20 protein-coding genes are annotated in these 23,132 nt (G+C 56.3%); 15 read left to right on the top strand and 5 right to left on the bottom strand.

The window, feature by feature from the left end; genetic code table 11:
- Positions 1-201: 201 nt before the first annotated feature.
- The 15 genes from gspC (at position 202) to HV157_RS05935 (ending at position 16,469) form a co-directional block, all read left to right on the top strand.
- Positions 202-933: a type II secretion system protein GspC gene (gene gspC, locus HV157_RS06005; RefSeq protein ID WP_182268656.1), complete on the top strand. Its 732-nt coding sequence runs from the start codon at positions 202-204 to the stop codon at positions 931-933.
- A 13-nt stretch (positions 934-946) separates the two neighbouring features.
- Complete coding sequence (gene gspD, locus HV157_RS06000; protein ID WP_047742434.1) at positions 947-2,863, top strand: type II secretion system secretin GspD; 1,917 nt, start codon at positions 947-949, stop codon at positions 2,861-2,863.
- Between the two features lie 14 nt (positions 2,864-2,877).
- On the top strand, positions 2,878-4,356 hold the full coding sequence (gspE, locus tag HV157_RS05995; RefSeq protein WP_040017032.1) for a type II secretion system ATPase GspE: 1,479 nt from the start codon (positions 2,878-2,880) through the stop codon (positions 4,354-4,356).
- A complete protein-coding gene (gene gspF, locus HV157_RS05990) occupies positions 4,356-5,564 on the top strand; it encodes a type II secretion system inner membrane protein GspF (protein WP_032677772.1) in 1,209 nt (402 codons plus the stop codon). Before gspE ends, gspF begins: the two co-directional genes overlap by 1 nt.
- Positions 5,565-5,567: 3 nt before the next feature.
- Positions 5,568-6,017, top strand: coding sequence for a type II secretion system major pseudopilin GspG (gspG, locus tag HV157_RS05985; RefSeq protein ID WP_014169334.1), 450 nt, complete (start codon positions 5,568-5,570; stop codon positions 6,015-6,017).
- Positions 6,017-6,502, top strand: coding sequence for a type II secretion system minor pseudopilin GspH (gene gspH, locus HV157_RS05980; RefSeq protein WP_182268394.1), 486 nt, complete (start codon positions 6,017-6,019; stop codon positions 6,500-6,502). Before gspG ends, gspH begins: the two co-directional genes overlap by 1 nt.
- Positions 6,495-6,875, top strand: a complete 381-nt coding sequence (gene gspI / locus HV157_RS05975) for a type II secretion system minor pseudopilin GspI (protein ID WP_044868487.1) — start codon at positions 6,495-6,497, stop codon at positions 6,873-6,875. Before gspH ends, gspI begins: the two co-directional genes overlap by 8 nt.
- A complete protein-coding gene (gene gspJ, locus HV157_RS05970; RefSeq protein WP_020884854.1) occupies positions 6,872-7,495 on the top strand; it encodes a type II secretion system minor pseudopilin GspJ in 624 nt (207 codons plus the stop codon). The genes gspI and gspJ overlap by 4 nt, the downstream gene beginning before the upstream one ends.
- Positions 7,492-8,502: a type II secretion system minor pseudopilin GspK gene (gene gspK / locus HV157_RS05965; protein WP_182268395.1), complete on the top strand. Its 1,011-nt coding sequence runs from the start codon at positions 7,492-7,494 to the stop codon at positions 8,500-8,502. The genes gspJ and gspK overlap by 4 nt, the downstream gene beginning before the upstream one ends.
- Positions 8,503-8,517: 15 nt before the next feature.
- On the top strand, positions 8,518-9,651 hold the full coding sequence (gspL, locus tag HV157_RS05960; RefSeq protein ID WP_182268396.1) for a type II secretion system protein GspL: 1,134 nt from the start codon (positions 8,518-8,520) through the stop codon (positions 9,649-9,651).
- Positions 9,648-10,133 (top strand): type II secretion system protein GspM, encoded by a 486-nt coding sequence (gene gspM / locus HV157_RS05955; RefSeq protein ID WP_020884851.1) that lies wholly within the window; start codon positions 9,648-9,650, stop codon positions 10,131-10,133. The genes gspL and gspM overlap by 4 nt, the downstream gene beginning before the upstream one ends.
- A complete protein-coding gene (locus HV157_RS05950) occupies positions 10,130-10,927 on the top strand; it encodes an A24 family peptidase (protein WP_150344229.1) in 798 nt (265 codons plus the stop codon). The genes gspM and HV157_RS05950 overlap by 4 nt, the downstream gene beginning before the upstream one ends.
- Positions 10,928-11,187: 260 nt before the next feature.
- On the top strand, positions 11,188-13,923 hold the full coding sequence (locus tag HV157_RS05945; RefSeq protein ID WP_032681347.1) for a glycosyl hydrolase family 18 protein: 2,736 nt from the start codon (positions 11,188-11,190) through the stop codon (positions 13,921-13,923).
- A gap of 137 nt (positions 13,924-14,060) precedes the next feature.
- Positions 14,061-14,501 carry a type III secretion system invasion protein IagB gene (gene iagB, locus HV157_RS05940; RefSeq protein WP_014169343.1) on the top strand — a complete coding sequence of 147 codons (441 nt, stop codon included), beginning with the start codon at positions 14,061-14,063 and terminating at the stop codon, positions 14,499-14,501.
- Between the two features lie 144 nt (positions 14,502-14,645).
- On the top strand, positions 14,646-16,469 hold the full coding sequence (locus tag HV157_RS05935) for a chitinase (protein WP_040017039.1): 1,824 nt from the start codon (positions 14,646-14,648) through the stop codon (positions 16,467-16,469).
- 62 nt (positions 16,470-16,531) lie between these two features.
- Here HV157_RS05935 and HV157_RS05930 read toward each other — a convergent pair whose 3' ends face one another.
- The 5 genes from HV157_RS05930 to HV157_RS05910 form a co-directional block, all read right to left on the bottom strand.
- Positions 16,532-17,545: an NAD(P)-dependent oxidoreductase gene (locus HV157_RS05930; protein WP_020884845.1), complete on the bottom strand. Its 1,014-nt coding sequence runs from the start codon at positions 17,543-17,545 to the stop codon at positions 16,532-16,534.
- 89 nt (positions 17,546-17,634) lie between these two features.
- Positions 17,635-19,074 carry an SDR family oxidoreductase gene (locus HV157_RS05925; protein ID WP_040017040.1) on the bottom strand — a complete coding sequence of 480 codons (1,440 nt, stop codon included), beginning with the start codon at positions 19,072-19,074 and terminating at the stop codon, positions 17,635-17,637.
- Between the two features lie 10 nt (positions 19,075-19,084).
- Positions 19,085-20,086: a low-specificity L-threonine aldolase gene (gene ltaE / locus HV157_RS05920; protein WP_040017042.1), complete on the bottom strand. Its 1,002-nt coding sequence runs from the start codon at positions 20,084-20,086 to the stop codon at positions 19,085-19,087.
- Positions 20,087-20,124: 38 nt separating this feature from the next.
- On the bottom strand, positions 20,125-21,843 hold the full coding sequence (gene poxB / locus HV157_RS05915; RefSeq protein ID WP_014169348.1) for a ubiquinone-dependent pyruvate dehydrogenase: 1,719 nt from the start codon (positions 21,841-21,843) through the stop codon (positions 20,125-20,127).
- Positions 21,844-22,030: 187 nt separating this feature from the next.
- Positions 22,031-23,011, bottom strand: coding sequence for an IS5-like element IS5 family transposase (locus HV157_RS05910; RefSeq protein WP_000019402.1), 981 nt, complete (start codon positions 23,009-23,011; stop codon positions 22,031-22,033).
- Positions 23,012-23,132 lie beyond the last annotated feature (121 nt).

Below are 23,132 nucleotides of genomic sequence, written 5' to 3'. Positions count from 1 at the left end.
AAATGTCCTAACACCTCGATTTTAGACGGTCAATAATTTTCTTTATTAAAGTTGGTGGCGAAGTCGATGGTCGTATTCACCGCGTCTCATTACTCTCTTCACACGTTTTGTCGCAGCGTGATGCTGCTTATTTTCGCTTTGTTAAAGGCCAGATGAAAAATGAGGTTCTCATTTCTGTCACGGTGGATAACCCCTTGCATGATGTTGGCGCTGTTAATTTTTAGCGGCCAGCAAGGGTATTTCACGTTTAAAGATTATAAAAAGGTTACGAATAGGTTGGCTAACGCCGATGCGCAGCCGCTGAAAAACCGCCGCGAAGAGAAAACATTCACGCTTTTCACGGCGGCAGCACGTCAGGACATTGGGCCGGCTGCGCTAAAAGCCCCGCTGGCGGCGGAAATAGAAGGCATTGTGCGCAGTGATGACCCCTGGCTTTCCTTCGCTGTTATTAAAACGCCCGCGGGCCAGAAGAGCTACCGCGAAGGGGAGCCGCTGACCGGGTTTAACGATGCCTTTATTCAGGAAATTAACAAAGACAGTGTCGTCGTGAATTATGAAGGCATCACGCAGACGCTGGCCTTAAAGAAACCGGATTATTACAAGGGCGGCGTTGATAGCGGCCCGGTAACCAAATCGACAAAAGATGCAGGCGCAGACACGCTGCATCTGAATGATTATCTGGTATTAAAACCGGTTGTCGAAAAAGGCCAACTGGAAGGCTATGCCATTAATCCCCGGAATGCCTCTTCCTTTTATAGCCATTCAGGACTGAAAAAAGGGGATGTGGCAGTCGAAGTGAATGCTGTCGATATGACCAATGAAGTAAAGGCAAAAAATATTATTGCTGAATGGTCAAAAATGAAAGAAGCGGAGGTTGTCGTCAGACGTCACGCTCACCTTGAAAATATTCGGGTCAATGTTCTTAACAATTAATAAGTGTACAGACATGAAGAAATTTCCATGGGCGTGCGTGGCGCTGACCGCATTGTCGTTATATTCGGGTTCGCTGCTCGCAGCCAACTTTAGCGCGAGTTTTAAAAATACCGATATCCGCGAGTTTATCGATACGGTAGGCCGTAACCTTAACAAAACCATTCTCGTCGACCCGTCGGTTCAGGGTTCCGTATCCGTCAGAACCTACAACGTGCTGACGGAGGATGAGTATTACCAGTTCTTCCTGAGCGTGCTGGATCTCTACGGTCTCTCGGTGATCCCGATGGATAACGGCATGGTTAAAGTGGTGCGCTCAAGCGTGGCCCGCACCGCCGGTGCGCCGCTGGCAGACAGCACAAACCCGGGCAAAGGCGATGAGATTATTACCCGTGTCGTGCGCATGGAAAACGTGCCGGTGCGTGAACTCGCGCCGCTGTTGCGTCAACTGAACGATGCTACCGGCATCGGCAACGTGGTGCACTTCGAGCCTTCCAACGTGCTGCTGTTAACCGGTAAAGCGTCCGTGGTGAACCGGCTGGTGGATCTGGTCCAGCGCGTGGATAAAGACGGTGTTCAGCGTCGCGAAATCGTCCCCCTGCGCTTTGCTTCCGCCAAAGCGCTCTCCGACATGTTGAATAATCTCAACAACGAAGAGCAGAAAGGGCAGAACGCGCCGCAGTTGGCCACCAAAGTGGTGGCGGATGACGAAACCAACAGCCTGGTGATCAGCGGTTCGGAAGATGCGCGCACGCGTACCCGCAGCCTGATCCATGAGTTAGATCGCGAGCAGAACAACGAGGGGAATACCCGCGTCTTCTATCTCAAGTACGCCAGCGCCACCAAAGTGGTTCCGGTGCTCACCGGTATTGGCGAACAGCTGAAAGACAAAGCCGGCACCGCGAAGGCGAAAACGGCCACCGCGGCGACCGATCTGAATATTACCGCCGACGAGTCAACCAACTCGCTGGTGATCACCGCGCAGCCTAACGTGATGAACTCTCTGGAGAAGGTGATCGACAAGCTCGACATCCGCCGTCCGCAGGTGCTGGTGGAAGCCATCATTGCTGAAGTGCAGGACGGCAACGGTCTGGATCTCGGCGTGCAGTGGACCGGCAAGCACGGTGGCGTCCAGTTCGGCTCCACCGGCCTGCCCATTAGTCAGATAAAAAATGGCACCATCAAGGGCGCCAGCTTTACTGGCCTGGCGACCGGCTTCTTTAACGGTGATTTCGGTGCGCTGATGACCGCGCTCTCAACTGACGGCAAAAACGACATCCTTTCCACGCCAAGCGTGGTCACGCTGGATAACAAAGAGGCGTCATTCAATGTCGGTCAGGACGTGCCGGTGCTTTCCGGTTCGCAGACCACCAGTGGTGATAATGTCTTTAACTCCGTAGAGCGCAAGACGGTGGGGACCAAACTGAAAATTGTGCCGCAAATCAACGACGGCGACATGATCCACCTGAAGATTGAGCAGGAAGTCTCAAGCGTCGACAACAGCGCAACGGAAGACGCCAGCCTTGGCCCAACCTTTAATACCCGAACCATCAATAACGAAGTGATGGTGCACAGCGGGCAAACGGTGGTGCTCGGCGGCCTGATGGAGAATGTCACTAAGCAGTCGGTCTCCAAAGTGCCGCTGCTGGGGGATATTCCGCTGGTCGGGCAGCTTTTCCGCTACACCTCGCAGGACGCGTCCAAACGCAACCTGATGGTCTTTATTCATACCACCGTGCTGCGTGACGACGACAACTACAGCGCGGCGTCGAAAGAGAAATATGACCAGATCCGCGCCCGCCAGCAGCAGCGCGTTGAGGAGAAAAAGCTCGGGATCATTGAACCGGCGGATAACGCCGTGTTACCCGCGTTCCCTGCTGCGAGTGCTGCATCGGTGAAAACCAGCGCGTCCCGCAATCCGTTTAAAGAGTAAGGCGGAGGTATCACGTGGACGAACTGAGCAAAACCCTGTGTAGCAGCGGCTACGCAAAAGATAACGGCGTTTTATTTTTTCACGATGCGGTCTATATCCGTGATGACACCCCGGCACTCGCGCTGCTGGAAGTGCGTCGGGTGCTGGGACGCGCGTTTGTCCCGGTCACCCTGACGGCGGAAGCCTTCGATGAAATGCTGGCCAGGATCTGGCAGCAGAGCAGCGGGGTGTCCCAGCAACTGGTGGACGATATGGACGCCGATATCGATCTGATGGCGTTAACCGAGGAGATCCCGGACAACGAAGATCTGCTCGATAACGATGAAAACTCGCCGGTGATCCGCCTGATCAACGCCATTCTCGGCGAGGCGGTAAAAGAGGGCGCGTCGGATATTCATATTGAAACCTTCGAGCGTACGCTGAGCATTCGCTTTCGCGTCGACGGCGTGCTGCGTCCGGTGTTGCAGCCCGCGCGTAAGCTCGCGCCGCTGCTGGTTTCGCGTATCAAGGTGATGTCCCGGCTGGATATCGCGGAGAAACGTCTGCCGCAGGATGGCCGTATTTCCCTGCGCATTGGCCGTAAGGCGGTCGACGTGCGCGTATCGACCATTCCGTCCCAGTATGGTGAACGCGTGGTCATGCGTCTGCTCGATAAAAGCAATCTCAAGCCTGATATCAACAAGCTTGGGCTGATTGATGAAGAACGGGAGAAGTTACAAGGGCTGATTGACCGCCCGCACGGCATTATCCTGGTCACCGGGCCAACGGGTTCCGGTAAAAGTACCACCCTGTACGCGATTCTCTCGGCGCTGAACGGCCATGAGCGCAACATCCTGACCGTAGAAGATCCTATTGAATACGAGCTGGAAGGGGTGGGGCAGACGCAGGTTAACCCGCGCGTGGACATGACCTTTGCCCGCGGGTTACGCGCAATTCTGCGCCAGGACCCGGACGTGGTGATGATCGGCGAAATCCGTGACGCCGAGACGGCACAAATTGCGGTGCAGGCGTCGCTCACCGGTCACCTGGTCATGTCTACGCTGCACACCAACAGCGCCGCCGGGGCGATAACCCGCCTGCGGGATATGGGGCTGGAGTCGTTTTTAATCGGTTCATCGTTACTGGGGGTCATTGCCCAGCGTCTGGTGCGTCGGCTGTGTCCGCACTGCCGTACCACCAGTCCGCTGGATGACAATGAAAAGGCGCTGTTCAGCTTTATGGACCAGCCGCCACATGCGATTTATCGCGCGGTGGGGTGCGAACACTGTCGCCAGAGCGGCTATCAGGGGCGCGCCGGTATTCATGAGTTTCTGGTGGTCGACAGCACCCTGCGCCGCGCCATTCATGAAGATAAAGACGAAATGGCCATCGAAACCGAACTCTTTAAGCAGGCCTACAGCCTGCGTGAGAACGGGCTGCTGAAGGTGATCGGTGGCGTCACTTCGCTGGAAGAGGTGATGCGCGTCACCGCCGAGCGCGGAGGAGATACGTAATGGCCTTCTACGCCTGGACGGCGAGGGATACCGCGGGCAAAACCCGGCGTGGCACGTTGCAGGCTGAGGGGCAAAAGCAGGTCCGCCAGATGTTGCGCGAGCAAAAGCTGATGCCCGTCAGTATCAACGAAACCCGTGAGGTTGCGGCTGCCGGTAATGCGAACGCCGGGGCAAAACTCTCCACGCCGGTGCTGTCGATGTTTACCCGTCAGCTGTCGACGCTCGTCAACGCTGCGCTGCCGCTGGAGAGCGCGCTGAAGGCAATCGCGAAACAGACGGAGGACAAAAAGCTCGCGGCGATGGTGGTGGACATCCGCGAGAAGGTGGTGGAAGGGCATACGCTGTTTGAGGCTTTCAGCCAGTTTCCGCGCAGCTTCGACAAGCTCTACTGCACGCTGGTAATGGCCGGTGAAAAGACCGGCCATCTGGGCGACGTGCTGGAAAAGCTGGCCGAGTACAACGAGCAGCGTCAGAAGATGAAAAGCAAACTGACGCAGGCGATGGTCTACCCGATCACCCTGACCGTGGTGGCCATCGCGGTGATCGGCATTCTGCTGGTGGCGGTTGTGCCCCAGGTGATTGAGCAGTTCACCCATATGAAACAGCAGCTGCCGATCACCACCCGCACGCTGATCGCGGTGAGTGATTTCCTGCAGGTTTACGGCCTCTATATCGTCGGCAGCCTGGCAGGCGGGATGATGGGTTTTAAGGCCTGGCTTCGAAACGCTAAAAATCGTTTTCGCTGGCACGGCTGGCTGGTGAACGGTTCGCCCGTCAAAAAGCTGGTCTGCGCCATCAACAGCGCCCGCTATATCCGTACCCTGAGCATTTTGCAGGCCAGTAGCGTGCCGTTGCTGGAGGGGATGTATATCGCGATGGACGGGATCGAAAACCGGTATGCCCGGCAGGTGCTGGAGCAGGCGGCGGATACCGTGCGCCAGGGTGCATCGCTTTATGCGGCTCTGGAGCAGGCGAAATTATTCCCGCCGACCATGCTGTATATGATTGCCTCCGGGGAAGAGAGTGGGGAATTAGGCCATTTAATGGACCGCGCGGCGGAAAACCAGGAATCGGCATTACAGCATCGTATTACGTTAACACTGTCGGTATTTGAACCGGCACTGGTGGTATCTATGGCGACGATTGTTTTATTCATCGTCCTGTCAATATTACAACCGCTTCTGCAACTTAATAATATGGTAGGTTAAATCATGGCTATAAAACGTAAACACCTGGCTCGCCAGGCGGGCTTCACCTTGCTCGAATTAATGGTGGTTATTGTTATTCTCGGCGTACTCGCGAGTATGGTGGTACCCAATTTAATGGGCAATAAAGAAAAAGCGGATACCCAAAAAGCGACCAGCGATATCGTCGCGCTCGAAGGCTCGCTGGATATGTATAAGCTGGATAATCACCGCTATCCCACCACCGAGCAGGGCTTGCAGGCGCTGGTCACGAAGCCAGAGATTGCGCCCATTCCCAACGGCTACCGTGCGGACGGTTATATCCGCCGCCTGCCGCAGGACCCGTGGGGCGGGGATTATATTCTGGTCAGCCCGGGTGAACACGGTGCCGTAGACGTTTTCTCCGCAGGTCCGGATGGCGAAGCCAATACCGCCGATGATATTACAAACTGGTCTCTGGATAAGAAAGAGAAATAATGAAACGTCAACGCGGCTTTACGTTGCTGGAAATTATTCTGGCGCTGGTGATATTTGCCAGCTGCGCCATGATGGTGGTTTCAACAATACCCTCACGCAGCGGTGCAGATATATTTGGTCAGCAATTAAAAGCCCTCGTTGATTATGGTTCAGACCGGGCAGTGATGGACGGAAATATCGTGGGGTTGGTTATGACCGCGGATAAATACCGGCTGGTGACGCTCGAGGATAAAAACGGTGAGCGTCACTGGGTGTCGTTATCCGCGGGGCGGATAACGACCCGGGGTGATTTCCCGCCGGAGATGCACGTCTCGCTCTCGCCGCAGCGTCTCGCCGCCACGGTGACATCCGAACCGCAGGTGTTATTTCTGCCGGACGGTGAAATCAGCCGCTTTACGCTGGCGCTGCAAAATCGCGACAACGCGCACCATTTCCGCGTGGTGTCGCAAGGCGCGGCCCCTGTAACGGTAGAAAACGATGGCTAACGGCAAGAGAAAGCAAAAGGGGATGACTCTGTTGGAGGTGATGGTCGCGCTGGTCATCTTCTCCACCGCCGCACTGGCGCTGATGAACTCGGTCTCCCTGAACGTGCGTTTCACCCACGGGCTGGCCGATACATTGCAGGCCAGCTGGGTCGCCGAAAATCAACTGGCGGAGGCGCAGCTCAACAGACGTGATTTTCCTGACGCTGAAGCGCAGGGGGCAGAGGTCATGGGCGGGCGCAGCTGGGCCTGGCGAAAGCAGCGCGTAAAAACCGCGTCTAACGGCTGGGCGAATGCCATCCGCGTCTATGCAGAAGGCGATGAAAGCCAGCCGGTTATTTCACTGCAGGTTATCGCGCCGGGAGAGGAACCGTGAAGAAAATCCGACGCCAGCGGGGATTTACCCTGCTGGAGATCATGATTGCGCTGACCATTTTTGCGGTGATCAGCACCCTGGCCTGGCAAATCCTCGACGGGGCGATGCGCACCAGTTCGGCGACGGAGGCCAGCGCGGCAAAGCTCAATCAGCTTCAGCGTGCCTGGAGCCTGATGGAGCGCGATTTCTATCAGCTTCAGGCGCGTGCGCCGCGCAACGAGCCGGATACATTTCGTCAGGGAGATGACGGCCTTGAGCTGACCACGCTGAACGGCGTGAGCGGAACCGTACAGCTGGAGCGCGTGCGCTGGCGGCTGGAAGAGGGGCGACTGTACCGGGATGTCTGGCCGGTGATTGACAGCCCGGCGGATGCCAGACCCGATGCGGTGCCGATTGTCGGCGAGGTGAAATCTCTGCAGTGGCGTTTTTACCGTCAGGGCTGGCAAAAAAGCTGGAACGACCCGGCACATCTGCCGGATGGCGTCGAGCTGACGCTGACGATGGAAAACGGGGAAACCTGGCGCTGGGTGTTTACAACGCCGGGCGATATCCCCGAGGCCGCCGCGCCAGCGCCCGCAGACGCACCTGCCGCGCCACCTGCAGCGGAAGCGACATCATGAAGGCTTTACGTAAACAGAAAGGCGTCGCGCTGCTGGTGGTACTGATCCTGCTGGTCATGATGTCGGCGCTGGCTGCCAGAATCAGCCAGCAGTTCTGCCGCAATCTGCAGAAAACCCATTACCAGGTGAGTCAGCAGCAGCTGCGCTGGGCCATGCAGGCTCAGGAGAAGGTGGTCAAAGATCGTCTGCAGAGCGACGCCAGCGGTGAGAGTAAAGCCCTTACCCTGCAGGGTGACTGGCACCAGCCGCTGGAGACCCGGGGTGACGATTACACGGTGGTCAGCCAGGTGGAAGACGCCCAGGACTGCTTCAACGTGAATAACCTGCTGGCGGTCGATGACATCGCGCAGGGGCAAAATGCGCCCGCGGTGCCGGAAAAACCGCGGAAAGAGCAGATTGTTGAGCAACTCCTGACCGGGAGTGGCCTCAGCCAGTCCACGGCGCACGAGGTTTACTCGCAGCTGGTGGACTATCTGGATGGCGATACCACCACGGCCAGCGAGGGGGCGGAGAGCGATGCCTGGGCGGGCGTGGTGCCCCCCCGGCAGCCCGCAAACCAGATGATGCGCACGATCGCTGAGATCACGCTGCTGCCGGCATTTCCGGCAACGGCATACCGGAAGGTGAGCACGCTGCTGTGTGCCTTACCGGATACCGCCAGCAAGGTGGATGTGAACACCCTGAAACCGGAACAGGCCGCCTTACTGGCCGCCATGTTCCCCGGAAAAATAACGCAAGACGATGCCGTTCGCCTGATTGAATCGCGACCTGAAACCGGCTGGGAAAATATGGAAACCTTCAGCAACGCGCTGGAGCAGGCCTTCCCGCAGGTGAAAGACGACCTTCCGCAGGTGGCCGGACAACTCTCCACCCAAAGCCGGTACTTCCGCGTTAACTATACCGGCAACACCGATGCGCTAACGCTTCGCGTGGTAAGCCAGCTTCAGGTCAATAACGAAGCCGGTGAGATCGTGACGTGGCAACGTCGTTACCGAATGATTGAATAAGAAAAGCAGATGGCTATGAAACAGGTACTTTTTGTTCGTCCCGACAGCCGTGAGGGCGGGAAAATAATGTGGTGTGCTTCCGGCAGCCAGCAGGTTGACGTTGTGGAGCGCCTTGACGCGCTGGCAGACCATCCTCTCGCGGCCCGGGTCTGTTTACTGTTGCCCGCGGGCAACATGATCTTCCGCCATTTTACGTTGCCGAAAAAAGTTGCCTCTCAGACGGCGGCGTTCTCGTGGCTGGCGGAAGAGACGCTCATTGGCGATGTGGACAACCTTCACTGGACGGTGCTTCACAAAAAGGGGGCCGACGTTGACGCGGTGGCGATTGATACCGATGTTCTGCGCGGGTGGTTAGCCCGTTGCCAGGAGGCCGGTTTGAAGGTGATTCAGGTGCTGCCGGATGCCTGGCTGCTGCCGGTGACGGCAGGAGGAAGCACGCTGGTTGCCCTGGATGACCGCTACTGGCTGCGCCTGTCGCCCCATGTCGCCAGCGAAATGGAGGCCAGCCTGCTGCCGCTGCTGATGCAAAAAACCCCAGACGGTGACGTGTGCTGTTACGGCGAACCGCCAGCCGGTGTCGGGGTGGATCTTCTGCACCCGTGGCAGCATCCGCTGGTGTTGATCCAGCCCCAGTGGCAATCCTGTCGGGTCACCCTCCTGCACGGTGAATTCAGCCCGAAGGCAGGGAAAGGCAGCGCGTCTAAAGGAATAAAAATCGCGATGGCGGCGGCGGGTCTGCTGTCTCTCGGGCTGTTGCTGGGTCCGCGGATCGCGATGGCCTGGATGCTGGTACAGCAGGAAAATCGGGTTCAGCAGGAGATCGTTCAGGTTTATCAGCACCATTTTCCCAGCATGCGCCAGCAGACCAATATCAAATACCACTTTGGTCAAAACATGAAAAAGCAGCACAAAGGGGTATTCCTGCAGCTGGATGATCTTGAGCAAGCCAGGCAGGCCGTACCCGCACTTGAGATCTCCCTGCTTGAGTACGATGCGCAACAAAATGCGCTGACCCTGAGCGTCAGTGCGCAAAGCCAGGCCGCACTGCAGTCGTTTGTGGAGAAAACAGGGGAGCATTTTGATTTCACCCTACAGCCTGTTTCTACCACTGCACCTTATACCGCCATGATCGCAGGGAAATATAAATGAAAGAGCGAATCACGAAGCTTACGTCGCGTTATCAACAATACAGCATCCGGGAGAAATATATTTTAAAAACCGGTGCCGTTGCCCTCCTGGCCGCGGCTGTTTATTACGCGGGCATGATGCCACTGGATAATATGATTCAAAATAGCAAATCAACGCTGACCCGACAAAAAGAGACGCTGAACTGGATGCGCAGAGAAATAGATAAACACCACCTTCCGGTGATGATCATTAAAACGGATAACCCGCGCACGGTGGTGGAGAACAGCGCTCATGAAATTAACCTTTCCCTGACGGAGGTGCGTCAGGACGGGCAAACCTTATCGTTCGTGGTGAACCGCGTAAACGTGTATGAATTAAAAAACTGGCTGCGGGAAATCAACCAGACCTCCGGCGTCAGGCTGCAAAAAATGAACCTTACACCGGTCGATCACCTCAGTGACGTGAAAGCCGAAGTGCAGCTCACCTGGCGCAAAACCGCATGAACACCGTTGCGCTGATGCGGGAAATCTACCCGGTGGGGTTCCCGGTGATGAGTGCGATCCTGGGCAGCATGGTGGGCAGTTTTCTGGGGGTTGTCGCCGAGCGCGTGCCGGGCATGGTGATGGAGGAGGAAGGCGCGGGCAACTTGCTGTTTCCGGCCTCTCACTGCCCGGTGTGCCAGCATGATCTCGCGGCCTGGGAGAATATCCCGCTGGTCAGCTGGCTAGTATTGCGCGGGCGCTGCAGGCAGTGCGGCACGGCCATCCCGCTGCGCTTATTGATGCTCGAACTCGTCACCGCGCTCTTTTTTGGCCTCACCGCCTTGTGCATTCCGGGCGAACCGGCGTTGTTCTCACTGTGGTTGCTGGCCGCGTTTCTGCTGCCGTTGGCGATGATTGACTGGCAGCATCAGTTGCTCCCTGACTGTCTGACCCAGCCGTTGCTGTGGGCAGGACTGTTGTTACACCTCGTTGACCACACGCTACCGCTTAAGGATGCGCTGGTGGGGGCGGTGGCTGGCTACCTTTCGCTCTGGTCTCTCTACTGGGTATTTCGTCTGCTTACCGGACGAGAAGGATTAGGCTATGGCGATTTTAAACTTCTGGCGGCGTTAGGCGCCTGGTGCGGCTGGCAGGCACTGCCCACCCTGGAACTGATTGCCGCGTTAAGCGGTATTGTCGGATATTTCGCGACAACACATGCGAATAAAAATAACCGCATTATTTCTTTCGGGCCTTATTTAGCTTTTGCCGGCATGACGGTTTTTGTTTATCAGGTTGCCTGTTCCACATTCTGAATACACCGGTCAAGTTTTTTTAGCGATTTTTTCGATTGGGGAATGAAAGGAATACAGTATTTATTCAGCGTATCGTTAAAGACATAAGCTTCACAGAATTCGAGCTTGTATCTTTTAATGGAGGAATACAGCGCGCCACAGAAATAGCGGTTAACGATTATTGCTTAAGTTGAAATTCAAAGTCTGTAAAAAACTATTCCATGTTTTAAAGGAAGACATGGGTCATTAACGTTTACAAATAAATTTATCAGGAAATAAAAATGAAATTTATGAAGCCTAAATATCTGGCGCTTTTCGTTGCAGCGGCGTCCAGCTCTGCCTTCGCGGCGGCGCCAGGTACGCCAACCCTCAGCAGTGGCAATGATAAGTTTGCGATTGTTGAAGTTGACCAGGCAGCGCAAGACTATAACAGCCTTGTGAAAGTCCATGATGGCGCGGATGTGAAAGTTGAGTGGAACGTCTGGAGCGGCGATGCGCCAACCTCGGCGAAAGTACTTCTGGATGGTCAGGCCGTGTGGAGTGGTGCCGCAAGCGCCTCCGGGTCAGCCACCTTCAAAGTGAAAAAGGGCGGACGCTATCAGGAGCAGGTTGAACTCTGTAACGCCAGCGGGTGTTCTAAAAGTGCCAGCAAACTGATCATCGTGGCGGACACGGACGGGAGCCATCTGCTGCCGCTGAACACCACCCTGAAGGAAAATAACAAAACTTTCTCTCAACATACGGACAAAGTGGTGGGTGCCTATTTCCCTGAGTGGGGCGTCTATGGGCGTGAGTTCCCGGTGGATAAAATCCCTGCGGCGAACCTGAACCACATTTTGTACGGTTTCATTCCGATCTGTGGTGGTGATGGCATCAACGACGGGTTAAAAACGGTTGAGAACGGCAACAGCTTCGCCGCGCTGCAGCGCGCCTGTGCGGGCCGTCAGGATTACACCGTGGCCATTCACGATCCGTGGGCGGCATTGCAAAAACCGCAGGCCGGCGTGACCAACTGGGACGACCCCTACAAAGGTAACTTTGGTCAGTTGATGGCGCTGAAAAAAGCCCATCCGGATCTGAAAGTGCTGCCTTCCATTGGCGGCTGGACGATGTCCGATCCATTCTTTCAGATGCATGATTCAGCGATCCGCGCGCGCTTCGTCTCTTCCGTGAAAGAGTTCCTGAAAACCTGGAAATTCTTCGACGGGGTTGATATTGACTGGGAATTCCCGGGGGGTGGTGGCGTGTCGGAAAATCTTGGCAACCCTGCTCAGGACAAAGCCACCTATACCGCGGTGATGCACGATCTGCGCGCGATGCTGAACGAGCTGTCAGCAGAAACGGGCCGTACGTACGAACTGACCACCGCCATTGGTTCCGGTAAAGACAAAATTGAAGACGTGGATTACACCACGGCGCAGCAGTACCTCGACCACATCTTCCTGATGAGCTACGACTTCTACGGCGGCTGGAGCAATACTGATCTCGGCCACCAGGCGGCGCTGCACGGCGCGGAGTGGAAACCGGACACCAACTACACCACTGAAAACGGCGTGAACGCGCTGCTGGAGCAGGGCGTGCAGCCGGGCAAGATTGTTGTGGGGGCGGGCATGTACGGTCGCGGCTGGACCGGCGTTCATGGCTACACAGGCGACAATCCGTTCACCGGTACGGCAACGGGCGCGGTCAAAGGCACTTGGGAACCGGGCGTGGTTGACTACCGTCAGATTGCGAACGAGTACAAAGGCAAGCCAGGCTGGGAATACAAATACGATGCCGCGGCAGAAGCGCCGTATCTGTTCAATAAAGCCACCGGCGATCTGATTACCTATGAAGACGCGCGTTCTACCACGGCAAAAGGTAAGTATGTGCTGGCGAAAAACCTGGGCGGTCTGTTCTCCTGGTCCATCGACTCGGACAATGGCGACATCCTTAATGCGATGAACGAAAGCCTGTTGGGCGGCGGTTCAACGCCGGTTGATCCCGTTGTCACCAACCATGCGCCGATCGCTGCGGCTGCCGACCAGACCGTGACCGGGCCTGTTACCGTCACCCTCGATGGCTCTGCGTCTGGCGATCCGGACGGCGACGCCATTACCTATAAGTGGACCCAGATTTCCGGTCCAGCCGTGACCCTTACCAACAGCACGAAAGCCAAAGCCTCCTTCGGCGCGGCGGCAGTGACTCAGAACCAGACGCTCTCCTTCCGCCTGACGGTGAAAGATGCGAAAGGCCTGACGAACGCCATTGATGTTCAGGTCGTGAACAAAGCACCTAAAGCGAACCAGGCACCGGTGGTCAACCCGATGGAAAGCATCACGCTGCAGGCGGGTGAAACCTATGCCCTGCATGCGCAGGCGGCCGATCCGGATGGTGACGCGCTGACCTATGCCTGGAGCGTGCCGGCGGACATGAACGCAACCGGTACTGACACCGCGAACGTGAATATCACTGCACCGGCTGTCGCTTCCGATTCCACCTACACCCTGAGCGTGGTGGTCAGCGACGGTAAAACCAGCGTTCAATCGAACGTGCAGGTTATTGTCACGCCAAAAGCAGCCGATGAGGTCACGCCGCCATCTGACGAGGTGACACCACCAGCCGATGAGGTCACGCCGCCATCTGACGAGGTGACACCACCAGCCGATGAGGTCACGCCACCTTCTGATGAAGGCTCTGCCACCGGCAGCTGTGATGCACCTGTTGATGCCAATGCCAGCCAGTACCCGGCCTGGAGTGCGAGCAAAATCTACAACAGTGGTGACACCGTGAGCGCCGACAACCTGGTGTGGAAAGCGAAGTACTGGACACAGGGCAATAAACCTGGCTTTGACGCGGATGCGTGGGAGCTGGTCAGCCAGGTGAAAATGAACTGGCGTTCAGATGTGGTTTACAACGGTGGCGATACGACCACCTACCAGGGGTATGTCTACCGTGCGAAATGGTGGACCCGGGGTGATAAACCAGGTAACAGCGATGTATGGGTGAAAGAAGGCGCGTCAGCAGACTGCAAATAACCTTCTTAGCCTGAGGTTGCGGGTTTGATATCGCCTGCAATCGTTGACCACACCCCGTTTCGGGTGTGGTCAACCCCTTCCGGAATAAGACAGCGTGCGCAAGGAGAAGGATCGTCAGTAAATAAACAGGTAATGAGATGAAACGCTTTTTATTGTTATTGCTTATTTTAAGTCAGAGTGCGACAGCAAATTGCTGGGATAAAGCGGCGCATTATTATCATGTCGATCCGTATTTATTATATGCCATTGCGCAGGTGGAATCCGGTATGAATCCGAATGCCGTGGGGTGGAATCAGGATGGCTCACGGGACGTGGGATTAATGCAGATTAACAGCACGCATTTCAGCGAACTGCAGCGCCAGGGCATTGACGAGAACCGGCTTGTGACCGAGCCCTGCACCTCCATTATGGTGGGCGCGTCAATACTGTCGACGATGATCAACGTATATGGCTATAACTGGGAAGCCGTCGGGGCTTATAACGCGGGAGTGAAAAAAGAGAATTATTCAAAGCGCATGAATTATGCCCGCAAGGTCTGGGCGAAATATCAGGAGATAAAACCTCGTTCCTCTTATTAATTCTGCTTTTTGTTTTTTGAAGCGTACCCAGAGGTGCGCTTCAGAAAATGAAAAATTACCGCACTCTTTGGTTTATTTATTAAGGGAATAATACATAAACCGTGATTGCATTAACCCTTGTTGCTATATATAGGATGAGTTGAAATGACCAAAAGGACCTTACTGAGCGTGCTCGTTGCGGGTGCATGCATTGCGCCTTTCATGGCACAGGCTGCGACGCTGCAGGCAACCACCAGCGAGCCGTTCACCCTGAAAGCCAGCGATCTGGCGAAGAAAGAACAGGAACTGACTAACTTTCCACTGATGGCGTCGGTTAAAGACACCATTCGTACGCTGGATAATGCCCAGGTTGAGCTGATTGAGCCAGGCCGTGCAGCGAACCCGGATAACGTTAAACGCGTTGAAGGCATTGTGAAGGCCAGCGACTGGGAATACCTTTTCCCGATGCGAGCGCAGTCCTACACCTACAGTAACTTCCTGAAAGCGGTGGGCAAATTCCCGGCGCTGTGTAAGACCTACAACGACGGCCGTGACAGCGACGCCATCTGCCGTAAAGAGCTGGCCACTATGTTTGCCCACTTCGCACAGGAAACCGGCGGCCACGAAAGCTGGCGTCCGGAAGCCGAATGGCGTCAGGCGCTGGTTCACGTTCGCGAAATGGGCTGGACCGAAGGGCAGAAAGGCGGTTACAACGGCGAATGTAATCCTGATATCTGGCAGGGACAAACCTGGCCGTGCGGCAAAGACAAAGACGGCGATTTCGTGAGTTACTTTGGCCGTGGGGCTAAACAGCTGTCTTATAACTACAACTACGGTCCGTTCTCTGAAGCGATGTTCGGCACTGTCCGCACGCTGCTCGACAAGCCGGAGCTGGTGGCTGACACCTGGCTGAACCTGGCAAGCGCCATCTTCTTCTTCGCCTATCCGCAGCCGCCGAAACCGAGCATGCTGCAGGTTATCGACGGCACCTGGCAGCCAAACGATCATGACAAAGCCAACGGCCTGGTTCCGGGCTTCGGCGTGACCACCCAGATCATTAACGGTGGCGTAGAGTGCGGCGGCCCGACTGAGATTGCCCAGTCTGAAAACCGTATCAAGTACTACAAAGAGTTTGCGAAGTACCTGAAAGTGCCTGTCCCGGCAAATGAAGTCCTCGGCTGTGCCAACATGAAGCAGTTCGATGAAGGCGGCTCCGGTGCGCTGAAGATTTACTGGGAGCAGGACTGGGGATGGAGTGCCGATACGCCAGACGGTAAAACGTATTCCTGCCAGCTGGTCGGTTATCAGACGCCGTTCAGCGCCTTTAAAGAGGGTGACTACACGAACTGCGTGAAGAAATTCTATAACGTCAACATCATCAACGATGACGGTTCCGCCGTGACGCCGGACGAGCATCCGGTCACTCCGGCACCGACGCCATCGGAAGATGAAACCCCGGCACCGGTTCCGGACGAAACGCCGGCAGAACCGACCGTGGTGAACCACGCCCCGGTCGCGCAGATTGCGGGCCCAATCGGTGCGGTGGAAGCGGGCGCGCAGGTATCCTTGAGCGCAGAAGGATCCACTGACCAGGACGGCAACACGCTGACCTACACCTGGCGTTCACAGGATGGCCAGACGGTCACCGGTGAAGACAAGGCGGTGGTGACCTTTACCGCGCCAGAGTCTGCGACGGCTCAACAGTATGAAGTCAGCCTGACCGTGAGCGATGGCGAGCTGAGCAGCACCACTTCCTATCTGCTGAACGTTAAAGCGAAAGCCACGACGCCGTCTGAAAACGACGGTACCTCTGGTGCTTATGCCGCGTGGAGCGCGAACAGCAAGTACAAGGCAGGCGATATCGTGAATAACCACGGTAAACTGTTCCAGTGCAAACCGTTCCCGTACAGCGGCTGGTGTAACAATGCCCCGGCGTACTACGAGCCAGGCGCGGGTCTGGCGTGGTCAGACGCCTGGACGGCGCTGTAAAACAAAACGGCAACCTTCGGGTTGCCGTTTTCGTCTCTGTTCTCTGAGATGAGCGCGCTCAACTAGCGATGCAATTTGCCGTGGTCACGCAGCCAGGCGGCAGTACGCACAATCCCCTCATCCAGGGAGACAATCGGCTTATACCCCAGTTCGTTTTCTGCGCGGGTGATATCCAGCGTAAAATCAAAGTTGAGCTTTGAGACACCGTAGTGCGTCAACGCAGGCTCTTTCGCCGATTTACTCCCAAGACGCTCCATACTGCGGGCAATCATATCCAGCATCGGGTAGGGCACGGAACGAATACGGCAGTCTATTTGCAACTCGTCAATCAACCTTTGCACGATGCTGCGCAGCGTGCAGGGCTCACCGTTGGTGATATTGTACGCGCGACCGGAAATCAGGGTATCGCAGTCGGGCTGGCTTGCCAGCCACATGGCGTGGACCGCATTTTCGTAGTACGTCATATCCACCATCGCATCGCCACCGCGGGGCAGCAGCACGCTGCCGTAGTGGTGCATCATCTGCGCCAGACGCGGGATAAACACTTTGTCATGCGGGCCGAACAGGCTCTGAGGACGCAATACGGTAAAACGGGTGTGCGGGTTCGACTGCGCCAGCAGATCGATCACCTCTTCGCTGGCCGCTTTACTGCGGGCAAACTCACAGGCAAAGCGCGCCGGGCGAAAATCTTCCTGCACGTCGCGGTGATGGTGATAGTCGAAATAGAGAGACGGGGAGGAGATATGAATAAAGTTACGCACGCCCCAGGCCACGGCCCATTCACCCAGACGACGGGTGGCACGCACGTTGGCGAGGTCAAAAGCTTCCTGGGTACCCCACGGGGAGGTAAAACTGGAGCAGTGCCACAGCGTATCGATACCGGCCAGCATCACCTTGGCCTGAGAGGAGACCAGCTCCGTCAGGTCGGCATGGACAAACTCTGCGCCCATTTTTTGCAGCAGTTTACCCATCGCTTCGTTGCGACCGGTGGCCCTGACGCTGATGCCTTTGTTGCGCAGAAACTCGACCGCATTTCGGCCTAAGCCGCTGGTCGCCCCGGTAACCAGTACCTTCATATCAATCCACTGTGTTGAAAAAGAATTTCGTGCGCATTCTTTCGTGAATTACGGCGGGTTGCAATGGGAAAGGTGAAAGAATAAGAGTTTTATTGAGTTATTTTCGTCTTTTGTTCTGCCAGCTGCGCGATACGTTTCGCCATTCCGCGAAAGATAAACAGGTGAGCGGGGATCATTAACAACCAGTAGAAAAGCCCGGGCATACCGTGCGGGTGCCACCATGCACGAACGTCCAGTTCACGATGGTCGCCTTTGTCTTTTAGCGTAAAGCACAACCGTCCCAGACCGGGCGCTTTCATGCCAAATAGCAGCGCCAGCTGTTTTTCGGGCTCGACGATAATTACCTTCCAGCTGTCAACCGTATCGCCTACCGCAAGATACGGGTGCGCAGGACGGCCTTTCGCCAGCCTGTGTCCTACCAGCAGATCCAGTGCGCCACGGGTTTGCCAGAGGATATTGCCGAAGAAATAGCGTTCTTTGCCGCCAATCTGATTCACCACCTCCCACAGGTCAGCCAGACTTGCCGGGGTGTTCACCGTGCAGCCCGCCTGTTTAGGAAAGTAACCGTATTCAGGCCGCCAGCGGGCAAACGCCTGGGCGTCGTAGCCCCAGTCGCTGGAGTTCATCAGCTGTTCCTCTTCCTTGAGCGTATTGCGTACCGCGTCATCGAAACGGATCAGCGTCTGGGGGATCAGCGCACGCAACGCGCGATCGTCGGCCAGCAGATCGTGTTTGAGCCCCTGAATCAGCGCTTTTGCGGTCGTCGGCGGCACGGACGTAATGACGGTTAAAAACCACACCGAGATCCAGCGGGTAGGGAAGGGAATGGGGATCAGCCAGCGTCGGCGGCCGCTGACACGCATAAAATGTTCGAACTGTTGCTGGTAGCTCAGCACTTCCGGGCCGGCAGCCTCAAGCACACGGTGTTGCTCAGCCGGATGGTCCAGCAGGGCCACCAGATAATGGCGTAAATTTTCCAGCGCAATCGGCGTGGTCCGCGATCGCACCCAGCGCGGCGGGGTAAGCACCGGCAGGTTGTACACCATGTCGCGCATCACTTCGAACGCGGCGGAGCCAGCTCCGACGATGATCCCCGCCCGCAGTTCGGTGACGGGAATATTGGCGCCGCGCAGGGTCTCAGCCGTGAGCTGACGGGCGCGAAGATGGTCGGACTGCTCGTTAGCAGGCGCCTGCAGCGAGCTTAAAAAAATCACCTGCTTCACCGGTGTGCGCAACAGCGCGTCGCGAACGTTCATCGCCACCTGACGCTCGTGGGCGATAAAATCGCCCCCTTCGCCCATGCTGTGAACAAGGTAGTAAAGCGTGTCGACCCCTTCCAGTAACGCCGGCAGCGTCGTGGGCCAGTTGAGATCGACGTTGTGACAGGTCACCCCGGGCAGGTGCAGTTTTTGCAGACGCTCCGTGTTGCGTGCCACGGCCAGCACCTGGTGCCCCTGCTGACTTAACGCAGTGGTGAGATGCTGACCGATATACCCACTGGCACCGAGTACCAGAATACGTTGCGGCACGCTCTGCTCCTTAGCGCTGTAAAAACGCCTGCCAGTGTTTCACCACGTCTGCCAGCTGCTGACGATTAACGTCTAAGTGCATAACCAGGCGTACCACCGGCGAGGCGTTGATCAACACGCCACGGGCTTTCATAAACTCACCCAGCGCGGCAGCGTGCTCTTCGCCCACGCGAATGAACAGCATGTTGGTATCGTGGCGCATAACGTCTGCACCAATCTCGCGTAGCTGTGCGGCCATCCACGCGGCGTTTTCATGGTCGTCTTTCAGGCGGGCCACGTTGTTTTTCAGGGCGTACAGTCCGGCTGCCGCCAGAATACCGGCCTGGCGCATCCCGCCGCCGGTCATCTTACGCCAGCGGACCGCGCGTTTGATGTAGTCCGCATTGCCCACCAGCAGCGAGCCAACGGGCGTCCCCAGCCCTTTAGACAGGCAAATAGTGAACGAATCGCAATACTGCGTGATGTCTTTCAGCTCGCAGCCATACTCCACCACGGCGTTAAAGATGCGCGCGCCGTCCACGTGCAGCCCGAGTTTGCGCTCGCGGGTGAATTCCCACGCTGCTTGCAGGTACTCGCGCGGCAGCACTTTGCCGTTGTGGGTGTTTTCCAGACTGAGCAGCCTGGTGCGGGCGAAATGCACATCATCGACTTTGATTTTCGCCGCGACCTTGTCGAGCGGCAGGGTGCCGTCCGGGGCGGCATCTATCGGCTGAGGCTGAATGCTGCCCAGTACCGCCGCACCGCCTGCTTCGTACAGGTAATTGTGCGCGCCCTGACCGGCAATATACTCTTCACCGCGTTCGCAGTGGCTGAGCAATGCCACCAGGTTGGCCTGGGTGCCGGATGGCAGAAACAGGGCGGCCTCTTTACCGCTTAGCTCGGCGGCATAATGCTGCAGCGCATTCACCGTTGGATCGTCACCGTAGACGTCGTCCCCGACCGGGGCGGCCATCATCTCTTCGAGCATGGCGCGACCCGGACGGGTAACGGTATCACTGCGTAAATCAATCATTTCACATCCCTTTAATTTAAGAGGTTATGTGAAATGTTTTACCTGAGCCAGTTGGTTTTTGCCAGTTCGATTACCTCATCACCGCGTCCGCTGATGATGGCGCGCAGCATATAGAGGCTGAATCCTTTGGCCTGCTCGAGTTTAATCTGCGGTGGGATCGCCAGCTCTTCTTTCGCCACCACCACGTCCACCAGTACCGGACCGTCGATGGAGAAGGCGCGCTGCAGGGCTTCATCGACTTCTGAGGCTTTCTCTACGCGAATACCCGTGATGCCGCAGGCTTCAGCGATGCGCGCGAAGTTGGTGTCGTGCAGCTCGGTGCCGTCCGTCAGATAGCCACCTGCCTTCATCTCCATCGCCACAAAGCCCAGCACGCTGTTGTTAAAGACCACGATTTTCAGCGGGAGCTTCATCTGCACAACCGACAGGAAATCGCCCATTAGCATGCTGAACCCGCCGTCGCCGCACATCGCCACCACCTGACGCTCTGGTGCGGTGGCCTTGGCCCCCAGCGCCTGCGGCATGGCGTTGGCCATCGAACCGTGGTTGAACGACCCCAGCAGACGGCGTTTGCCGTTCATCTTCAGATAGCGTGCCGCCCAGACGGTCGGGGTGCCTACGTCGCAGGTAAAGATGGCGTCGTCGTCCGCGAAATGGCTAATTTGCTGCGCCAGATACTGGGGATGAATGGCTTTGTCGCTCGGTTTGGCAAGATCGTCCAGTCCTTTGCGTGCATCGCGGTAATCACTGAGGGCTTTGTCGAGGAACTTCCGGTCGGTTTTTTCTTCCACCAGCGGCAGCAGGGCGGCGAGGGTGGATTTGATGTCCCCTACCAGCGCCATATCGACTTTGCTGTGGGCACCAATACTGCCCGGGTTAATATCAATCTGAATGATTTTGGCATCCGTCGGGTAAAACGCGCGGTACGGAAATTGGGTGCCGAGCAGGATCAGCGTGTCGGCATTCATCATGGTGTGGAAACCGCTGGAAAAACCGATCAGTCCGGTCATGCCCACGTCATACGGATTGTCATATTCGACGTGCTCTTTGCCGCGCAGGGCGTGAACAATCGGGGATTTTAACTTGCCGGCAAATTCCACCAGCTCTTTGTGCGCGCCCGCACAGCCACTGCCGCACATCAGGGCGATATTGCTGGAGTAACGCAGCAGCTGCGCGAGCTTTTTGAGCTCTTCTTCAGCCGGCGTGATGACAGGCTGTGGGGCGTGATACCAGTGCGAACTGGCACCCTCAGGCGCGGCCTTCAGCGCCACGTCACCGGGAATAACGACCACCGAAACACCGCGGTTAAGCACGGCTTTGCGCATTGCAATGGCCAGAACCTGAGGGATCTGTTCTGGTGAGGAAACTAATTCGCAATAGTGGCTGCATTCACGGAACAGCTCCTGAGGATGCGTCTCCTGAAAATAGCCGCTGCCGATTTCGGAAGAAGGGATGTGAGCGGCAATCGCCAGGACCGGTACGTGATTGCGGTGGCAGTCAAACAGGCCGTTGATCAAGTGAAGGTTGCCCGGTCCGCACGATCCGGCGCAGACGGCCAGTTCACCCGTCACCTGCGCTTCCGCACCAGCCGCGAAGGCGGCAACCTCTTCATGACGGGTTGGCATCCATTCAATGGTCTTCATTTTATTGAGGCTATCGCTCAGCCCGTTCAGGGAGTCGCCGGTTACGCCCCAGATGCGCTTTACGCCTGCCTGCTCGAGGGTTTTTGCTATGTATGCAGCCACGGTTTGTTTCATGGGTGTCCATCTCCTTTAAGTGATATCGCTTACAAGCTTAGGGAAGGTGCGAATAAGTGGGGAAATTCTTCTCGGCTGACTCAGTCATTTCATTTCTTCATGTTTGAGCCGATTTTTTCTCCCGTAAATGCCTTGAATCAGCCTATTTAGACCGTTTCTTCGCCATTTAAGGCGTTATCCCCAGTTTTTAGTGAGATCTCTCCCACTGACGTATCATTTGGTCCGCCCGAAACAGGTTGGCCAGCGTGAATAACATCGCCAGTTGGTTATCGTTTTTCAGCAACCCCTTGTATCTGGCTTTCACGAAGCCGAACTGTCGCTTGATGATGCGAAATGGGTGCTCCACCTTGGCCCGGATGCTGGCTTTCATGTATTCGATGTTGATGGCCGTTTTGTTCTTGCGTGGATGCTGTTTCAAGGTTCTTACCTTGCCGGGGCGCTCGGCGATCAGCCAGTCCACATCCACCTCGGCCAGCTCCTCGCGCTGTGGCGCCCCTTGGTAGCCGGCATCGGCTGAGACAAATTGCTCCTCTCCATGCAGCAGATTACCCAGCTGATTGAGGTCATGCTCGTTGGCCGCGGTGGTGACTAGGCTGTGGGTCAGGCCACTCTTGGCATCGACACCAATGTGGGCCTTCATGCCAAAGTGCCACTGATTGCCTTTCTTGGTCTGATGCATCTCCGGATCGCGTTGCTGCTCTTTGTTCTTGGTCGAGCTGGGTGCCTCAATGATGGTGGCATCGACCAAGGTGCCTTGAGTCATCATGACGCCTGCTTCGGCCAGCCAGCGATTGATGGTCTTGAACAATTGGCGGGCCAGTTGATGCTGCTCCAGCAGGTGGCGGAAATTCATGATGGTGGTGCGGTCCGGCAAGGCGCTATCCAGGGATAACCGGGCAAACAGACGCATGGAGGCGATTTCGTACAGAGCATCTTCCATCGCGCCATCGCTCAGGTTGTACCAATGCTGCATGCAGTGAATGCGTAGCATGGTTTCCAGCGGATAAGGTCGCCGGCCATTACCAGCCTTGGGGTAAAACGGCTCGATGACTTCCACCATGTTTTGCCATGGCAGAATCTGCTCCATGCGGGACAAGAAAATCTCTTTTCTGGTCTGACGGCGCTTACTGCTGAATTCACTGTCGGCGAAGGTAAGTTGATGACTCATGATGAACCCTGTTCCATGGCTCCAGATGACAAACATGATCTCATATCAGGGACTTGTTCGCACCTTCCTTAGAAGAAAGTCACTGTATTGCCGCGCTTTCCCCCTTATTAAAAGGTGCTTT

It is taken from the genome of Enterobacter sp. RHBSTW-00318, from assembly GCF_014101375.1.
GTDB classification, from domain to species: domain Bacteria; phylum Pseudomonadota; class Gammaproteobacteria; order Enterobacterales; family Enterobacteriaceae; genus Enterobacter; species Enterobacter ludwigii.
The sequence above is the reverse complement of the archived record's forward strand: the minus strand, read 5'-3'. Positions and strand labels throughout refer to the sequence as shown.